This is a genomic window from Pseudomonas sp. SWRI92 (genome assembly GCF_014268685.1).
Lineage (GTDB): Bacteria > Pseudomonadota > Gammaproteobacteria > Pseudomonadales > Pseudomonadaceae > Aquipseudomonas > Aquipseudomonas marvdashtae.
In genome coordinates this window covers 472,913-490,238 of sequence record NZ_JABWQY010000001.1, presented here as the reverse complement: position 1 = coordinate 490,238, position 17,326 = coordinate 472,913, and the positions used below count along the sequence as shown (strand labels likewise).

Sequence of the window (17,326 nt, the reverse complement as noted above, 5' to 3'; positions counted from 1 at the left end):
ACCAATTGATCGATCGTTCCCACGCTCCTGCGTGGGAATGTCGCCAGGGACGCTCCGCGTTCCGCTTCTGGCGGGTGACGCAGAGCGTCACGGGATGCATTCCCACGCGGAGCGTGGGAATGATCAGCGGCCTGACTGCTGGTTCCCGCCCAACAAATGACTCATCGCAATCTTGAGTTTCATCGGCCGCACCGGCTTGTGCATCAGCGTGTGGCCGCGCTCGCGGATCTGCTGCTTGAGTTCATTGCTGTAGTTGGCGGTGATCATCATGGCCGGGATCGGTGAGGTACGGCAGGCGTTGATCCGGGCCACGGCGTCGACGCCGTTCTGGTCATGGTCCAGGTGATAATCGGCGATCAACAGGTCCGCTTCGGCACGGTAGCCATCCACCTGCCGCGCCAGGTCCTGCTCCGACAGTGCCGTGACTACCCGGCAACCCCAACCCTCCAGCAACGTGCGCATGCCGGCGCAGATCGCCGCGTCGTTATCCAGGACCCATACCCGTGCCCCGCGCAGGCGCTCGAGCATTGGTTCGCTCATGGCCAGGCACGGCAGCGGCTTGGGCGCGGTGGCGCTGATCGGCACCTCGACGGCGAACACCGAGCCTTTGCCCGGCCATGAGCGCACCTGGATCCGGTGGCCGAGGATGCCGGCGATTTTCTCGACGATGGCAAGTCCCAGGCCCAGCCCACGATCCTGGTCCGGCCGCTGGACGTCGCCGCGCTTGAATTCCTGGAAAATCTCCTCCAGCCGATTCTGGGCGATACCGATGCCGGTGTCCCAGACCTCGATTGATACACGATCACCGTGCCGCCGGCATCCCAGCACCACTCGCCCATGGGGGGTGTAGCGAATGGCGTTGCTCAACAGGTTGCGCAGGATTCGCGCCAGCAATTGGATGTCGCTGCGCACCAGCACGGAACACGGCACAAAGCGCAGCGCCAGGCCCTCGCTACGCGCGACCTGGACGTACTCGGCGGCCAAATTGTCGAGCAGCTCACTGAGGGCGAACGGTGCGACGTCAGGCTTGATCACGCCGGCATCGAGCTTGGAAATGTCCACCAGCGTGCCGAGCAGATTCTCGACGTCCTGCAGTGAATTGCTGACGTTGCGCACCAGCTGCGCGTTCGCTACCGGTTCGCGGCGTTCAAGCAAGGCGCTGGTGAAGAGCCGTGCCGCGTTGAGCGGTTGCAGCAGGTCGTGACTGACCGCCGCAAGAAATTTGGTTTTCGACAGGTTGGCCCGCTCGGCCTCGCGCTTGGCCTCGCGCAGGCGCAGTTCCACCCGGCTGCGCTCCTCGATCTCGCGCAGCAACTGATCGTTGAGAGTGGTCAGTTCGGCCGTGCGCTCTTGCACGCGTTGCTCCAGGTTCTGGTAGGCCTGGTGCAGTGCCTCGGCGGTGCGACGACGTTCGGTGATGTCGCGGATCAACACGAAGATGCCCACCACCTCGCCGCTGGCCAGCCGATTGGGTACGTAGGAGCGCAACATGTAGCGTTCCTGGTTGTTGATGTTGGTCTCGGCGAATTCGAACGTCACACTCTCGCCGGCCAACGCCCGGGCCACATACGCCTCCAGCCGCTGATAATGCTGTTCGCTGTGGGCTTCGCGCAGGTTCTGGCCGAGCATCACGCCACGGGGCCAGCAATACCACTGCTCGTAGACCTTGTTGGTGAATTCGTAGACCAGGTCGGCGTTGAGATAGGCGATCAGCGCCGGTACGTGATCGGTGATCAGGCGGATCCAGCGCTCGCTTTCGCTCAGCGCCTCGGCATGCTGGTAGCGCTCGGTGATGTCGGTGAATGTGTTGACGTAGCCGCCGGTGGGCAGCGGATGGGTGCGGATCTCCAGGACGCGGCCATCGGACAGGCGCTGCTCGCATTCGTGGATCAGCCGGCCATTGCCGTCGCGGCTGGCCGGGGTCAGGAGTCGCAGCTCACTGTCAGCGATCACTTCGTTGAACGGCCGATGGGCCGCCACCGGTGCCAGGCCGCTGAGCTCCAGGAAGCGCCGGTTCCATAGCTCCAGCACGCCATGGGCATTGACCATCGCCACGCCCTGGGAAAGGTTGTCCACGGCACGCTGCAATAGGTGGGATTTCTGCGCGATGGCCTGCTCGCGGCGCACGGTTTCGCTGAGTTTGACGTCGGTGATGTCGGTGAACAGGATCACCCGCCCGCCCTCCTGGGTCGGCCGCTCGCTGACCTGCAACCAGCGGCCATTTTGCAAACGATACAGCACCGGTTCATCGGGCTGGCCGCGGGTTTCCTCGCTGAACAAGCCGTTGGCGGTCATCAGGCGCTTGACCTCGCCAAGGCGCATCCCGGCGATGATCCGCACCCGGCTGTGGGCCCAGAAAGCCTTGAAGCGGCTGTTGAACAGGACGATGCGTTGCTGTTCGTCAAACAGCACGAACGCATCGGAAATGCTTTCGATGGCATCGATCAGGTGCCGATGCGCCGTTTCCGCCCGCAGCCGTGCTTCGCCCAGCAAATGGTTGCCGGCCTTGAGCTCGGCCATCGCCTGGTTCAAGGCATCGGTGCGCTCGCGGACCTGCTCGGCGAGCACCACTGAGTGCTGGAACGCCGCATACGGATCGTTGCCCCGGGTGACGCCGGATTCCACCCGCTCGATCAGCGCGTCGTTGATGCGCCGCAGCTTGCGGTTTTCATGTTGCAGGGCGGCGACCTGCGCCTGCAGCTCAGCGATGGCCGGGGACGCGATGGCGTGCAATGGCAACTCCGGTAAAGGTCTGGTTGATGTGCATGCCATTGAACTGTTCTCCGTAGGTGTTGAAGCCCATCACCCGATGGTCCCGCAGGAACTGGCCGATCTCTTCCAACCCGCCGCGATTTTCCAGCTCCAGGCGCCTGAGGAAACAGTCGCAGCCGATGGTCAGCAGCACGTCGCCGAGGCGCGCCTGCAAGCCGTCGAAGAGATTTTCCAGGTTGTGCAGCAACGGCCCGGGAGTCATGGCGGTCAGTACGATGCCGTTCTCCACCGCACAATAAAAACTCAGGCTCAGGTCCGGGTGCACCTGCTGGATGGCGCGCACGTAGTATTGGTCGTTGATGCGCACGGCCAAGGGATGAGCGGCGAAGACCCGGTAGTCCAGCGCGCTCACCGGCACGCCGATATGCCGGGCATATTCCTCGGCGGCGGGTTCGGCATTGAGCTCGTAGACTCGCCGCGACGCACTGTCGGCACCGGTCACCACCAGTTTCTCTTGCCGGGGCAGGATGTGATGGGTGGTGAACACCTCGAACTCCAGCCAGGTGTTGATCAGCACCACCACGGCCGCGCCGCTGTGGAACTGGCCCTCGAAGTAGACGTGAGTGTGGGTCAGGTAATTATCGTCGCCGGCAGAACCGCCGAAATGCGGAATATCGCCCAAGGCCGCACTCAGTGCGGCCAGCACCATTTCCTCGCGGCTGGACAGGCCGTCGAGCAAGGTCAGCGCAAAGCTATGGCCCTTGATCGGCGCCAGGGCATTGCTGCGGCAGCCGCCCGCCAAACGCTCGACCATCTGTTGGGCATCGATCAGGCTGAAATGCTCCATCTCGCCGATCAGTTCGGCGGCAATGGAAAAATGCCGATGATCGAAACCCACCGCCGTTACGCAGTTGCGGCCGTAACCCTGGGGCGTGATTTCCCCGGCGCTGGTGCAGCCCACAAGGCGGATCCCACCAAAGCTCTGGGACAGCGCAGCGCCCAAGGCCGGCAAGTCGTATTCGGCGGAACAGAAAAACAGCACGAAACCCAGGTACGGGTGCAGCAGCTGCCGGGCCAGTTCCTGGGCCACCTGCTCGACGTCCTTCGCCTGGGACATGGCGCTGACCACGCCTTCGCTCTGGGCCTGCTGCATCTTCGCCTCCGGCGGCGCGTGATAGAGCCCTGAGTGTACGAACCCGGGCCCGGCGCACGAATGCTACTTGGGTAGCGGGTGCACGCTTCCATGGGATGAGAACCGTGGCAACCCCCGCCGCGATGCGCACGGTACGGGCCGCCACGAAAACTTCGAGTTGATGTGAAGCTGCTCTTGTGGCGAGGGAGCAAGCTTCCTCGCCACGGTTCCGATTCGTCTTTACCAGGTCAACACCGCCCCCACCGCAAACGTATCGGTGTCTTCATTCTGGGCGCTGGTGTCGTGGCCGTTGATCTCGAACTGGTTGTATTCGGCCACGAGCTTGAGGTTGTCATTGATGTCGTGGAACAGCGCGACGCCACGGGTTTCATAATCCGCGCCGCTGCCGACCACGCCGTTGCCGTCATCCTCGGTCTTGCCGTAGGACAGCGCCAGGCGGTTCTTGCCCAGTTTGTAGGAGCCCTGGAGCAGGTAACCCTTGCTGTCGACGTTGCGCAACGTGGCTTCGCCGGCATTGTTGGTGAAGAACGGGTTGATGCCCTTGGCCTGGAATCCGGAGCCGGTGAGCGACAGCCCGCCCATCTTCGCTTGCACGCCATAGCCCAGGCCCTTGGAAGTCACCGACTCGACATTAGAGTCGGTGTTGTCGGAAGTCTGGTAGCTGCCGTTGAGCCAGCTGTAGATCTTCGCCCCGGCCAGGTCGAACTGGTAGGTGACCTCGCTCTCGGTGCGCGGGTTTTCCTGGTAGGCCTTGCCTGTGGCGCTGCTGTCGTTGGTGTCCACCGGGTCCATGATGCCCACAGCCACGCGCAGCCCATCCATGACAGGTGTCCGATAAGTGATCTGCGAGGTCGGGAACGGATACGGATAACCGCTGCCGATGTTGCCAAACGACACACCGCCACCGTCCACCAGCCCGAGCGTGTCGCTGACCTGGCCGTAACCGGCCAGCAGTTCATCGAGGAGAATGTTGGAGCGGGCGAACAGGCCGAAGTCCTTGCCGATCAGCACCTCGCCCCACTCTGGGTTGGCGACGGTACCGTAGAACTGCCGCACGTCGATGGCGGTGTCGGTGCCATTGGTTTCGCTGTCGTTGATGGTCACCCAGAACGAGGCGCGGGCGCCGAGCTTGAGGTCATCGACCTGCTTGCCCATGTTGAAGCCCAGGTAGTTGGGCAGGAAACCCATCTTGACCCGCGATTGGCGGCGATCGAATTGCTCCCCGGCGCGGTCCACGTCGCTGTTGACGTAGAAGGCGTTGATGTAGCCGTCGGTGGAAAAGGTCGTCTGGTCCTTGTCATACAGCATGATTTCGGCTTGGGCCCAAGGCGTCAGCCCCAAGGTCGAAAAGCCGGCGATGATCGCAGGCAAAAAACGCAGGCAGGTATTTTTATTGTTGTGCATGGCGCGCTCCGCAACAGGGGACGGGATGTCGGAGGCGATTATCGAAAGGCACCAGGGCGCGTCATACGCTGCCTTGGAGGTGATTGGCGAGTGCTTTGGCAGCGCAGGACTGGCGCGGCAGTTTTGGCGTACGACGGCGATGGCGCGGGGCGCGGTACTTTTGGTGTGGGCCGCAGGGTGCGGCAGGGAGGATGAACTCAATGAGCAGTGACATCGAGTTGTCTGTTTTTGGGGCTGCTGCGCAACCCAGCGGGAGCAAGCTCCCTCGCCACGGGGGCTGTGTCCGTACTTGGGAATGAAGTCGGACCCGCTCTTGTGGCGAGGGAGCTTGCTCCCGCTGGCCTGCGCAGCAGGCCCCCTCGCCTTCAGATCAGAACCGCGGCTTGACGGTTTTCCAATCCGGCCGGTAGCGGCGCATCTGCCGGACATCGTCACGCTGGCGAATGCCGCAACTGAGGAACTGTTCATGCAGCTTGCCCAGTTGATCGCGGTCCAGCTCCAGTCCGAGACCCGGCGCCCGGGTGATTTTCACGCAGCCATCGACAAACGGCAGCTTGCCGCCCTTGATCACCTCTTCATCCGGCTCCTGCCAGGGATAATGCGTGTCACAGGCGTAATCCAGGTTCGGCACCGAAGCCGCCACGTGGGCCATCGCCATCAAGCTGATGCCCAGGTGCGAGTTGGAATGCATCGACACCCCGAGGCCAAAGGTGTCGCACATCTTCGCCAGTACTTGGGTGTCCCGCAGCCCTCCCCAATAATGGTGGTCGGCGAGGACGATCTGCACGCTGTCCTGGGCCACGCTGCGGCGAAACTCGTCGAAATCGGTCACCACCATATTCGTCGCCAGCGGCAATCCCGTACGTTTGTGCAGCTCGGCCATGCCCTCCAGCCCAGGCGTCGGGTCCTCGTAATACTGCAAGTCATCCCCGAGCAGCTCGGCCATGCGGATCGAAGTCTCCAACGACCAGTTGCCATTCGGATCGATGCGCAACGGGTGACCGGGAAACGCCTGCTTCAACGCCTTGATGCAGGCGACTTCATGCTCAGGCTCCAAGGCGCCGGCCTTGAGCTTGATGCTCTTGAGGCCGTATTCCTCGATCATGCGCCGGGCCTGGGCGACGATCTGTTGCTCATTCAGCGCTTCGCCCCAACTGTCCGGCGGGTAAGGCGAATCGATGTGCTCGGCGTACTTGAAGAACAGGTAGGCGCTGAACGGTATCTCGTCACGGATAGCGCCGCCCAGCAAGTCCACCAGCGGCACGTTCAGGTAGTGCGCCTGCAAATCCAGGCAAGCGACCTCGAACGCGGAATAGGCATTGCTCACCGCCTTGCTCGCATGGGAGCCCGGCGCCAGTTCGGCACCGGCGACGCTCGCTGGTTTATGGGCCGCGACAGTTGCCTGGACGATAGCCCGCAACTGGTTGAGGTTGAACGGATCCAGGCCGATCAGTTGACTCTGGACCTGTTGCTGAATCGCCAGGGCCGGCGCATCGCCGTAGCTCTCGCCGAGGCCGATGTAGCCGTTGTCGCTTTCAATCTCGATGATCGATCGCAGCGCGAACGGCTCGTGGATGCCGCTGGCGTTCAGCAGCGGTGGATCGCGAAAGGCAATGGGTGTGACGGTGACGCGTTTGATCTTCATACAGCGGCTCCCGATGGGCCAGGGTTCAGGGCTTGGGGTTTTTCCGGTGATTGGGCGTCGGCAACGCTTTCACGCCGGCCGGACAATGAATCCGGGGTGTCGCGCTTGGGTGTGGTGCGGGCGAAAAAGATCACCACGGCGGCGACCAACGAAGTGATGGCCAATCCGTACAAGCCGCCTTCTATAGACCCGGTGGTCTGTTCGAGAAAACCGAAGGCCGTCGGTGCAACGAAGCCGCCGAGGTTGCCGATGGAGTTGATCAAGGCGATCACCGCCGCCGCGATGCGCGCATCCAGATAACCTTGGGGAATGGGCCAGAACAACGCCGACGCAGCCTTGAAGCCGATCGCCGCGAAGCAGATGGCGACGAAGGCGAAGATCGGTCCGCCAGTGGTGGACATGAACATGCCGAACGCCGCGATAACCAGCGTCACCGCAACCCAGGCCTGCTGGAATTTCCATTTACCGGCCAGGGCGGCGAAGCCGTACATCGCGACGATGGAAATGATCCACGGGATGGAATTGAACAAGCCGACCTGGAAATCGCCCAGATTGCCCATTTTCTTGATCATGCTGGGCAGCCAGAACGTGGCGCCATAAATCGTCAGGGCGATGGAAAAGTAGATGAAGCAGAACAGCGCAATCTGTCGGTCGGCAAGCAACTTGAACATTGACGGCTTGACCACTTGCGCAGCCTCCCGCGCCCGCTGTTCTTCGGCAATCGCGGCGATCAGGACAGTCTTCTCTTCGGCCGTCAGCCATTTGGCCTGGCTGGGATGAGATTGCAGCCAGAACCAGACGAACCCGCACAGCACAATGGACGCGCCGCCTTCAATCAGGAACATCCACTGCCAGCCGTGCAGGCCCAGCCCACTGATGTGCAACAAGGCGCCGGACACCGGTCCGGAAATCACCGAAGCGATGGCCGAGCCGCTCAGGAAGATCGCCATCGCCTTGCCGCGCTCGTTCGCCGGCAGCCACTGGGTGAAGTAATAGATGATGCCGGGAAAGAACCCCGCCTCCGCCGCGCCGAGGATGAAGCGCAGCACATAGAAGCTGGTCTCGCCTTGCACAAAGGCCATGGCCATGGCCGCCGCGCCCCAGGTGAACATGATGCGCGTCAGCCAGGCCCGCGCACCGTAGCGCTGCAGCAGCATGTTGGACGGGACTTCGAACAGCGCGTACCCGATGAAGAACAGCCCGGCACCGAGGCCATAGGCGGCGGCGCCGATACCGAGGTCGGTTTCCAGGTGGCTGCGTACGAAGCCGATGTTGACGCGGTCGATGTAATTGACGATGAACATCACCACCACCAACGGCAATACATGACGTTTGACCTTGGCCGCCGCGAGCGCCAGGGTGCTGTCATGGGTGGAGTCCGTTACGTTATTCAAAGGGTGCCTCCCGATCATTGTTTTTGTGAGGAACGGGACGATGATGGACGCGGCGGATTGTTCCCGTCTAATCTAACTTGGCACTTGATTGATACCTGGATTGAATCAATGTTTGAACTGGCTCAGCTCCGCTGCTTCACCACCGTGGCGACCGAACTCAACTTCCGTCGCGCCGCCGAACGCCTGAACATGACCCAGCCACCGCTGAGCCGGCAGATCCAATTGCTGGAGCACCACCTGGGCGTCGAACTGTTCACCCGCAGCACCCGCAGCGTGGCACTCACCGCCGCCGGCCGGGCGTTCTTCATCGAGGCACAGAACCTGCTGGAACAGGCGCAACAAGCCGCCGAGGCCGCCAAGCGTTTTGCCAAGGGCGACATTGGCTCGGTGACCATCAGCTTCGTCGGCAGCGCGGTGTACGAGTTCCTGCCCAAGGTGATTGCCGAGGCCCGGCTGAAACAGCCCCAAGTCAAAATCGTCCTGGCGGAGATGAACACCTACCAACAACACGAAGCCCTGCGCGCCAAGCGCATCGACCTGGGCATCGTCCGCTCACCGCTGCTGGAAACAGGCTACGCCACCGAATGCCTGGTGCGCGAGCCGTTCGTTTTGGCCGTGCCCGCCGGACATCCGCTGGCGAGCGCCGAAGCTGTCAGCGTGCAAGACCTGGATGGGCAACCCTTCCTCATGTACTCCCACTCCGCCTACCCGCCCTTCAACGAACTGCTCACCGGCATGCTGCGCTCGGCCAGGGTCGCGCCGCAGTTCGTGCAATGGCTGGGATCGTCGCTGACCATCCTGGCGCTGGTCAACGCCGGCATGGGCCTGGCGCTGGTGCCGCGTTGTGCGACCAGCGTGGTGTTCAAGCAAGTGGTGTTTCGCGAGATCGACCTGGGCGAAGGCGTGCAGAGCGAGCTGCACTTGGTGTGGCGCGAGGACAATGACAACCCGGCGTTCACCATGCTGCTGGAAGGGATTCGCGGGGCGGTTCGGGACGGGGTTTGATTACCGGAGTGAAACCTGTGGCGAGAGAGAGCTTGGCTTGCTCGCCACATTAGCAGCGGCCTATTCCAGTCTTCCCTGACAAGTTGTACGATGACCGACGAGCACCCAGCGCTCGCATTCCTGATACCTACAACAACAAGGAAAGACCCATGAGAAAAGCAACCCTGCTTGTCAGTTTCGTTTGCCTCTTCAGCGGCTATGTCGCCGCCGCCCCCGCCTCGGCCGAGAAAGAAGTCGCCCAAGCGGTCGATCACCTGACCCAGGCCATGCTGCACAAAGACATCCCTCAGCTTCAGGCCCTGGCCGCCGAAAACCTGACCTACGGCCACTCCAGCGGCAACATCCAGGACAAGAAAGCCTTCATCGCGGACATCGAAACCGGCAAGAGCGCGTTCAAGACCCTGGAAATGAAAAACCAGAAAATCACCCTGTCAGGCGACGTAGCGCTGGTGCGCAATCACTTCTCGGCCCAGGCGCTCAAGGGCACTGAGGTGGTCCCGACGGAAATCGAGAATTTCCAGATCTGGCAGAAACAGAACGGCAAATGGCTGCTGATCGGCCGTCAGGCGTTCAGGTTCTGATTTCTGGTTAAGTCGGGAAACCTTCGTGGCGAGGGAGCTTGCTCCCGCTCGGTTGCGCAGCGACCGCAACATTTTGGGGCTGCTGCGCCCGAGGCGTCGGACCGGCCCAGCGGGAGCAAGCTCCCTCGCCACAGGAATGCCCTTTCAGCCTTGGCGCCTTGCGTCAGGCTCCGGCCCACTGCGTACGGTACTCCAGCAGGAAATCCACAAACGCCCGCACCCGCTGCGGCACGTACCGGCCATGGGGATACAGCAAGGTGAACGGCCGCGAGCGCCCGGAAAAAGGCGCAAGCACTTCCACCAACTGCCCGTCCGCCAGTTCCTGTTCAACGATGAACCGATAGGTCTGGAACAATCCCGCGCCATGCTTGGCCAGCGTCACCCCACCCAGCACATCGTCAGAGCAGCAATAGCTCCCCTGGGCGACTATTTCCCTCTCCTTGCCCTCGACGTTGAACAGCCAGGAGATACGGCGACCGCTGCTGGGCAATTCAAACTGGATGCAGTCATGTACGTCGAGGTCCTCCAGCGTCTGCGGCGTGCCTGCCTTGCGCAAGTAATCCGGCGCGGCGACCACCACCAGCCGCGCATCCTCCAACAACCGGGCGATCATCGAGGAATCCGGCTGGGCCCGGACCCGTATCGCCAAGTCGTAACCCTCGGCGACGAAGTCGATGTTGCGGTTGCTCAGATGGATGTCCACGCTGACTTGCGGGTACAACGCGCGAAACATCGGCAGCAACGGCAGGATACGGTGATGACCGTAGGTCGTGGGCACGCTGATGCGCAGCTGTCCGGACGGCACCGACTGCGCGCCCATCATTTCCTGTTGCGCCTCGACCAGTTGCGTCAGCGCCTGGCGGCATTGCTCGAAATAGGTCCGGCCGGCGTCGGTCAGCCGGATGCTGCGGGTGGTGCGCACGAACAGCCGCGACCCCAGGCGCTCCTCCAGGCGAAAGATCGAACGGCTCACCGCCGCCGGGGTAACGCCCGCGACTTGGGCCGCCGCGGTAAAACTGCCCGCCTCCGCCGCCAGGCAGAACAATTCGATGCTGCCCAACTGCAAGTCTTCGAAATGACGCTTCATGATTCATTACACCGCGTATCAACTGAATATTCCCAATGCCTGTTTATCAGCCCGTGGCGTATAAATACAGTGGCCTCGATTGCGCGGGGCTCTTCCTGCGTACATGTGTTCAATTGGAGTGCAGCATGCCTTTCGTCAACGTTCGTATCACCCGCGATGGCGTTACCCGCGAGCAGAAAGCCCAGGTGATTTCCGAAATCACCGAAACCTTGCAGCGCGTGCTGGGCAAGGATCCACACCTGACCCACATCGTGATCGAGGAAATCGACACCGATAACTGGGGCTATGCAGGGATAACGACGACGGAGTTTCGAAGCCAACCCAAGGAATAATATTCAGTCCCTCCCGAGCCCGGCCCGATGACCGGGCTTTTTTTGTGCCTGCAGACCTCATCCCGCACTGTTTACAGCGAAGCCGAGCATTAATTACACCACGTATCAACTCAAGTACCAGAAGCCATATTTATCAAACCCAAGCGCACCAATACCCTGATCACAACCAGCGGCCAAACCGCCGCAGCGGTTCCCAACTCAACGTGATCAGGAGTCAATATCATGAGCAATCAAAAAACCGTCATCATCACCGGCGCCTCCAGCGGCATTGGCCTTGGCTTGGTCAAGGCGTTCCTGGCACGCGGCTATAACGTAGTGGGCAACGCCCGTTCCCAGGCTGGCCTGGACGACGCGGCGGGGCAACTGGGTCATCCAGCCAGTTTCATCGGTGTGGCGGGCGACATTGCCGACCCTGCGACTTCAACCGCCCTCATCGGCAAAGCCATCGAAGCCTTCGGTGCCGTGGATGGTCTGGTCAATAACGCCGGCTTCTTCCTGCCAAAACCCTTCGTTGAATACAGCCCCCAGGATCTCGAGTCGCTGCTGGACACCAACCTCAAAGGGCTGGTTTACGCCAGCCAGGCCGCTGCCGCCCACATGATCAGCCGCCGGCAGGGTTTCATCATCAACATCTCCGCCTCGGTAGCGCTGCAACCGAACATCCAAGTGCCTGCGGCGCTGCCGGTGCTGATCAAGGGCGGTGTGAACCAGATGACCCGCGCCCTGGCCCTGGAATTGTCGCCCCACAACATCAAGGTCAACGCGGTGGCACCCGGCATCATCGACACGCCCATGCATGACCCGGCGCACCGCGATTTCCTCAACAACCTGGCCCCGGCCGGTCGGGTGGGCACCATCGACGAGATCGCCGACGCCGTGCTGTACCTCGCCGGCGCGGATTTTACGACCGGCGCGATCCTGCCGGTGGACGGCGGAATGAGCAGCGGCAAGTGGTAAAAAAACAAAACCCCCGAAGGCAGGACCTTCGGGGGTCTCTTATAAAACGGGGGATTTACAACGAGTAGGAAATCCCCGCCTGCACGGTGCGCGGTGCGCCCGGGTAGGCGTACACGCCACCAAACGCGCCTTCTTCATAATCCGCGTCGAACAGGTTCTTCAGGTCCAGATTGAGACGAATGCGCTCGTTGACCTTGTAGTAGCCAAGCAGGTCGACCACGGTGTAATTGTCCATAGTGAAGGTGGTAGCCGCCGTGTTGCCGGCCCGCTCGTCGACGTACTTGGTGCCCACGCCCAGGCCTAGGCCCTTGAGGCCGCCGTCTTGGAACTCGTACATGTTCAACAGGCTGAAGGTGTTCTTGGGCACGTTGAGCAAGCGAGTGCCGGTGGGGATGTTGGCGTCCTTGGTCACTTCGGCATCCACGTAGGCGTAGCCGCCGATGACGCGCCATTCGGGGGTCAGGTTGCCCGCCACGTTCAGGTCGAAGCCACGGCTGCGGACTTCGCCGGCGGCCACGTTGAAGGTTGAATCCAGCGGATCCGGGGTCAAGACGTTGCGTTTTTCGATCTGGTACACCGCCGCATCGACGCTCAACTGGCGATCCAGGGCTTCCCATTTGACGCCCATTTCATACGACTTGCCCTCTTCCGGCTTGAACCCACCGCCTTCGCGGCTGGCGCCGTTGTTGGGTTTGAACGAACGGGCGGTGTTGGCGTAGACGGCCACCGTGTCGGTCAGGTCGTAGATCACGCCCAGGCGCGGCGTGACCGCGCTTTCGGTAACGTCCCAGTTGCGGCTGCCTGGCCGTTGGTTAGCCGGGACAGGCACAAAGGTCTCATATTGATGCTCGAACCGCTCGAAACGCGCACCAGCCAACACCTTCAAACGCTCGGTCAGCGCCACTTGATCCTGGACGAACACACCAAACGTCTTGAGGTTTTCCTGGTCGTCGGTGGGCGTGCGGGTCAATGCCGGGCGTGGCTGACCGGACACCGGATCGAAGATGTCGATCGGATATGCGCCAGCGCCCGCGGCGGAACGTCGGATGATCGACTGGTAGTCATAATCTTCATACTCCACGCCGGTCAACAGCGTGTGCTCGAACCCGCCGGTAGAGAAATGTCCGGTGAGGTTGAGCTGGGTGTCACGGTCAGTCCATTCGAGCTTGCGGTAGTTGAAATTTCGCCCCAGGGTGCGCCCGTCGGCGGCGATGCCGTTGCCTTCGACCGCGTTGCCTTGAAGCGTCCCGTCAAGCCACTGGGTGCCGCCGGCCAGGGTCCAGTCGTCGTTGAGCATGTGTTCGAAACGCACCTGCAGCATGCTGTTGTCGTTGTGCAGTTTGCCGACGTCTTTTTCGCCGAAAAAAGTGTCGCGGGACGCCGTGCCGCGCTGCCCGGCATAGTGGGTCAAGCCACGGTCCAGGGGATGATTGTTGCGCATGAAATCGCCTTCGAAGATCAGGCGCGTGGTGTCGTTGACCTGCCAGGAGACCACGGGCGCAACGCCATAGCGTTCGGTCTCGACATCGTCGCGGAACGTGTCGCCGCCCTCGCCGATCACATTCAGGCGATACGCCAACCGCCCTTCTTCGTCCAAGGGGCCGGACGCGTCCAGGGTGCCTCGGCGCATCCCTTGGTCGCTGACCTGGCTGCCCAGGGTCACCGCGCGCTCGGCCAGCGGTTGCTTGGAAACCACGTTGAAAGTGCCGCCGGGATCGCCACGGCCATAAAGCATCGTCGCCGGGCCGCGCAAGACTTCCAGTCGCTCGATGGTGTTGGCGTCGGGCATGTTCGGGTAGCCACGATTGATCGGGAAACCGTTGCGGTAGAACTCACCCGTGGTGAAGCCGCGCACGGTAAACGTGGTCAAGCCCTGGCCGCCGAAGTTGTTGGCCCGGCCTACGCCGCCGGCGTAATCGAGAGCGTCTTGCAGGCGAGTGGCGCTGAGGTCTTCGACGACGTCGCGGGACACGACAGAGATGGACTGCGGGGTTTCATGGATCGCGGTGTCGGTACGCGTGGCACTGGCTGAACGGGTCGCGCGATAACCCTTCACAGGTCCCTGGGCGGTTTCGAAATCCGCGGTGCCTACGATATCGGTGGCTTGCAGCTCCAGAGGTGCCCTGTCTGCAGGGCTGGGCTCGTCTGCCCACGTGGGAATGGAATAAGCCTGGAGCACACACAGTGAAACGAGTATCCGACGCATCGACGCACAATCCTAACCAAAGAACGTCGGCCCCTCTGGACCGACAAGAATGTGTCGCGAAGGATACAGTAACTCATTCCTATTTGATATCCATTCCCATTAGTACCGTTGTGCCAATTGTCGACTCACTCTCGATCTGTCTGAAAAAAGACTGCGCACGGGCATCCTGGGTGTACGCCACATTCAACCGCAACCAGTCACACGCTTCACCTTGAGGCAAGAACGTCGAACCCCGGGACAACTGCACTTGCAGTTGCGCGGCGATCTGCTGCACCCGCTCGGCCGACACGTGCCGGGGCCTGGCCCACACGAACAGGCCTCCGCTCGGTTCGGCGAAGACCTGCCAATAAGCCGGATCGAGCTGCCGCAGCGTGCTCGCCATCTGCTTGTTCAAGCGCAGGCGCAAGCGTTGGATCAACTTGCGATACGCGCCGTTGGCCAACAAGGTTGCCACGACGTTTTCCGCCAGCAATGAGCAGCCGATACCGGTGACCATTTTGATTTCGGCCAGGCGGTTGATGATTTCGGGTTGGGCGACCACGTAACCGATGCGCAACGAACTGGACAACGTCTTGGAAAAACTCGCCAGGTATATCACCCGGTCCAGGGCGTCGAGGGAGGCCAGGCGAGACGTCGGGCCGTTCTGGAAATCGGCGTAGATATCGTCCTCGATGAGACGAAAGTCATGCAGTGTCGCCAGTTGCAACAGGCGATACGCCACGCTGGGCGCCAGGCTCGTGCCGGTGGGGTTCTGGTACATGCTATTGATGAAGAAATACGACGGTCGATGCTCTTCGAGCAGCCGCTCCAGGCTGGCGATGTCCGGCCCTTGAGCGGTTCTCGGGACCGACAGGGTCCTGACCCCGTGCAACTTCAGCAGGTTGAACAGGTTGTAATAACCAGGGCTTTCCACCAGCACCAGGTCACCCGGCTTGAGCAGCGTGCGCACCAACAGGTCGAGACCGTGGCTGGCGCCTTGGGTGGTGAGGATCTGACGGGGATCGACATGAATGTCGATCAGGCCCAGCCGCTTCTGGATGTGCAGCCGCAGATGAGCGGAGCCCAACGGCGTGCTGTAGTTGAACAGCGCCTGATTGTCGCTGCGCACCACCTGGCGAATCGCCTGGGCCAGATCAGTGTCGTCGCGCCACGCGTCCGGCAGCCAGCCGCACCCTAGCTTGAGTTGCGTCGATTGGTGATCGAATAACGGCCACGCGAGCGTTTCTTCGACCTCCGGCGCCAACGCCTCGGGCAACTGTTGCGCCACGAAGAAACCCGAGCCATGCCGGGACTCCAGCACCCCGCTCGCCACCAACTGGTCATAAGCCTTGATCACGCTCGACAGACTCAGGTCATTTTCCGTTGCCAGTTGGCGGATCGAAGGCATTCGAGCGCCGGCGCGGACGCCATGGGTGTTGATCCAGCCCGTGATTTGGGCGACGAGGTGCCGCAGCAGCGGCCCCTTTGCGTTGCGATCGATCTTCAGGTCCATGGCGCGGGTTCTCGATCAAGTGTTCGCTCATTTCGGACGAACAGTTAAGCATAAAAGGCGACCGTCTGTTCCTTGTTTGCGCGGTGCCCTGCCGTGATAGTCCCAAGGACTCTCTACTGCGGCTAAGGAACACTTTTGAACACACAGCAACGACACTCATGGGGATTGGCTTTCGGTCTTTGCCTGATCACCCTGGCGGTCAATCTGCAGGCGCCGCTGTACACCACTTATGCGCAGTTGTCCGGCTACGGCGCCGCTGCCACGGCAGTGGCGTTTTCCGGGTATGTGCTGGGCGTGTTGCCGGTGCTGCTGGCCTTCGGCGGATTGGCCGACCGGGTGGGCCGCAAGCCGCTGATCCTTGCGGCGCTTGGCCTGTCGATGCTGGCGACGGTGGTCACGATGCTTTGGCCGAACCTGATCGCCCTGGGCGTGGCGCGCCTGATGATGGGCGTCGGGACCGGGCTGGCCTCGGCGACCTCGACTGCGTACATGATGGAGCTGATGCCGACGTGCGACGCCCGTTCGCCGGCTAACCGAGTCACGGCCAGTACGTCGCTGGGTTTTGGCCTGGGCGCGGCGTTGACCAGCCTGTTTTTGCTCGCCCTTCCCAGCGTCACGCCTGGCAGCTTCTGGTTGCAGTTGATGCTCGCTGCCTTGGCCCTGGTCGTGGTCTGGCGCCTGCCGGACCCCGCCGAGAGAATCAAGCATGCGCCGTTGCTACGCCTGCCTGTGTTTCCGAGTGGCAGCCTACCCTACAGCTTCTCCATGCTGCTGGCCTGGGCGACGTCGGGCCTGGTGATCGCCATCCTGCCTTCGGTGCTCGCCGCTCATGACTTGCAGCAATGGTCCGGCCTGTCGACATTCACGGTCATCAGCTGTGGGTTGGTCTTTCAGCCCTGGGTACGCCGCATGCATCCGGCCAGGGCCACCGGATTGGGATTGTTGGTTTTGCCTCTGAGTTACGCCCTGCTGGCCTGGGGCGCGAGCGAGGGTTCGCTGCCCGCCGTGTTGTTGGGTGCGCTGGGCGCCAGCAGCGCATGCTACGGTTTTCTTTACTTGGGTGGATTGTCGGCCATCACCGCCATGGCCGGTGCGCAGAAGGCCCGGGTCACGGCCGGATTCTTCCTGTTCGCCTATGTCGGGTTCAGTATCCCGGTAGTGGTGACGGGGTTGCTGGCCGATCATTTCGGCGCTGGTGTGGCGCTGATCGTGTTCGGCCTGGCGCTGCTGGCAGGTGCCTCTATCACCGGGCTGCTAATCGTGCGGACAGCTGCTTTCATCGCCCAACCGTCTCATGGCTGAACGCACGCCCACTTAAATGGCAAGGGGATTTATCGGCGACAAATTCGTATACCATA

At 61.9% G+C, this 17,326-nt stretch carries 13 protein-coding genes; 5 read left to right on the top strand and 8 right to left on the bottom strand.

Going from position 1 to position 17,326, the window contains the following annotated elements; genetic code table 11:
* Positions 1 to 123: 123 nt before the first annotated feature.
* The 5 genes from nahK to HU762_RS01885 all read right to left on the bottom strand — a co-directional run bounded on the left by nahK (position 124) and on the right by HU762_RS01885 (position 8,326).
* Positions 124 to 2,772: a hybrid sensor histidine kinase/response regulator NahK/ErcS' gene (nahK, locus tag HU762_RS01905; protein ID WP_186632141.1), complete on the bottom strand. Its 2,649-nt coding sequence runs from the start codon at positions 2,770 to 2,772 to the stop codon at positions 124 to 126.
* Positions 2,702 to 3,865 (bottom strand): nitric oxide-sensing protein NosP, encoded by a 1,164-nt coding sequence (nosP, locus tag HU762_RS01900; protein ID WP_186632138.1) that lies wholly within the window; start codon positions 3,863 to 3,865, stop codon positions 2,702 to 2,704. The genes nahK and nosP overlap by 71 nt, the downstream gene beginning before the upstream one ends.
* Before the next feature lie 219 nt (positions 3,866 to 4,084).
* A complete protein-coding gene (locus HU762_RS01895) occupies positions 4,085 to 5,269 on the bottom strand; it encodes a porin (RefSeq protein ID WP_186632135.1) in 1,185 nt (394 codons plus the stop codon).
* 370 nt (positions 5,270 to 5,639) lie between these two features.
* Entirely contained in the window at positions 5,640 to 6,914 is a 1,275-nt protein-coding gene (locus HU762_RS01890; RefSeq protein WP_186632131.1) for a glucarate dehydratase family protein, read from the bottom strand.
* Positions 6,911 to 8,326, bottom strand: a complete 1,416-nt coding sequence (locus tag HU762_RS01885) for an MFS transporter (protein ID WP_186632128.1) — start codon at positions 8,324 to 8,326, stop codon at positions 6,911 to 6,913. The genes HU762_RS01890 and HU762_RS01885 overlap by 4 nt, the downstream gene beginning before the upstream one ends.
* 90 nt (positions 8,327 to 8,416) lie before the next feature.
* Between HU762_RS01885 and HU762_RS01880 the strand changes: the two genes are divergently transcribed.
* Both HU762_RS01880 and HU762_RS01875 read left to right on the top strand, forming a co-directional pair.
* Complete coding sequence (locus tag HU762_RS01880; RefSeq protein ID WP_186632125.1) at positions 8,417 to 9,313, top strand: LysR substrate-binding domain-containing protein; 897 nt, start codon at positions 8,417 to 8,419, stop codon at positions 9,311 to 9,313.
* Positions 9,314 to 9,462: 149 nt separating this feature from the next.
* On the top strand, positions 9,463 to 9,894 hold the full coding sequence (locus HU762_RS01875) for a nuclear transport factor 2 family protein (protein ID WP_186632122.1): 432 nt from the start codon (positions 9,463 to 9,465) through the stop codon (positions 9,892 to 9,894).
* Positions 9,895 to 10,057: 163 nt separating this feature from the next.
* On the opposite strand, the gene HU762_RS01870 is transcribed toward HU762_RS01875, so the two are convergent.
* Positions 10,058 to 10,981: a LysR family transcriptional regulator gene (locus HU762_RS01870; RefSeq protein WP_186632119.1), complete on the bottom strand. Its 924-nt coding sequence runs from the start codon at positions 10,979 to 10,981 to the stop codon at positions 10,058 to 10,060.
* Positions 10,982 to 11,106: 125 nt separating this feature from the next.
* On the opposite strand from HU762_RS01870, the gene HU762_RS01865 reads away from it, so the two are divergent.
* Both HU762_RS01865 and HU762_RS01860 read left to right on the top strand, forming a co-directional pair.
* A complete protein-coding gene (locus tag HU762_RS01865) occupies positions 11,107 to 11,313 on the top strand; it encodes a 4-oxalocrotonate tautomerase family protein (protein WP_186632116.1) in 207 nt (68 codons plus the stop codon).
* A gap of 222 nt (positions 11,314 to 11,535) precedes the next feature.
* Complete coding sequence (locus tag HU762_RS01860) at positions 11,536 to 12,270, top strand: SDR family NAD(P)-dependent oxidoreductase (RefSeq protein ID WP_186632113.1); 735 nt, start codon at positions 11,536 to 11,538, stop codon at positions 12,268 to 12,270.
* Between the two features lie 55 nt (positions 12,271 to 12,325).
* Here HU762_RS01860 and HU762_RS01855 read toward each other — a convergent pair whose 3' ends face one another.
* Entirely contained in the window at positions 12,326 to 14,476 is a 2,151-nt protein-coding gene (locus HU762_RS01855; RefSeq protein ID WP_186632110.1) for a TonB-dependent receptor, read from the bottom strand.
* A gap of 79 nt (positions 14,477 to 14,555) precedes the next feature.
* On the bottom strand, positions 14,556 to 15,968 hold the full coding sequence (locus HU762_RS01850) for a PLP-dependent aminotransferase family protein (protein ID WP_186632107.1): 1,413 nt from the start codon (positions 15,966 to 15,968) through the stop codon (positions 14,556 to 14,558).
* 135 nt (positions 15,969 to 16,103) lie between these two features.
* On the opposite strand from HU762_RS01850, the gene HU762_RS01845 reads away from it, so the two are divergent.
* Positions 16,104 to 17,270 carry an MFS transporter gene (locus tag HU762_RS01845; RefSeq protein WP_186632104.1) on the top strand — a complete coding sequence of 389 codons (1,167 nt, stop codon included), beginning with the start codon at positions 16,104 to 16,106 and terminating at the stop codon, positions 17,268 to 17,270.
* The last annotated feature ends 56 nt before the right edge of the window (positions 17,271 to 17,326 follow it).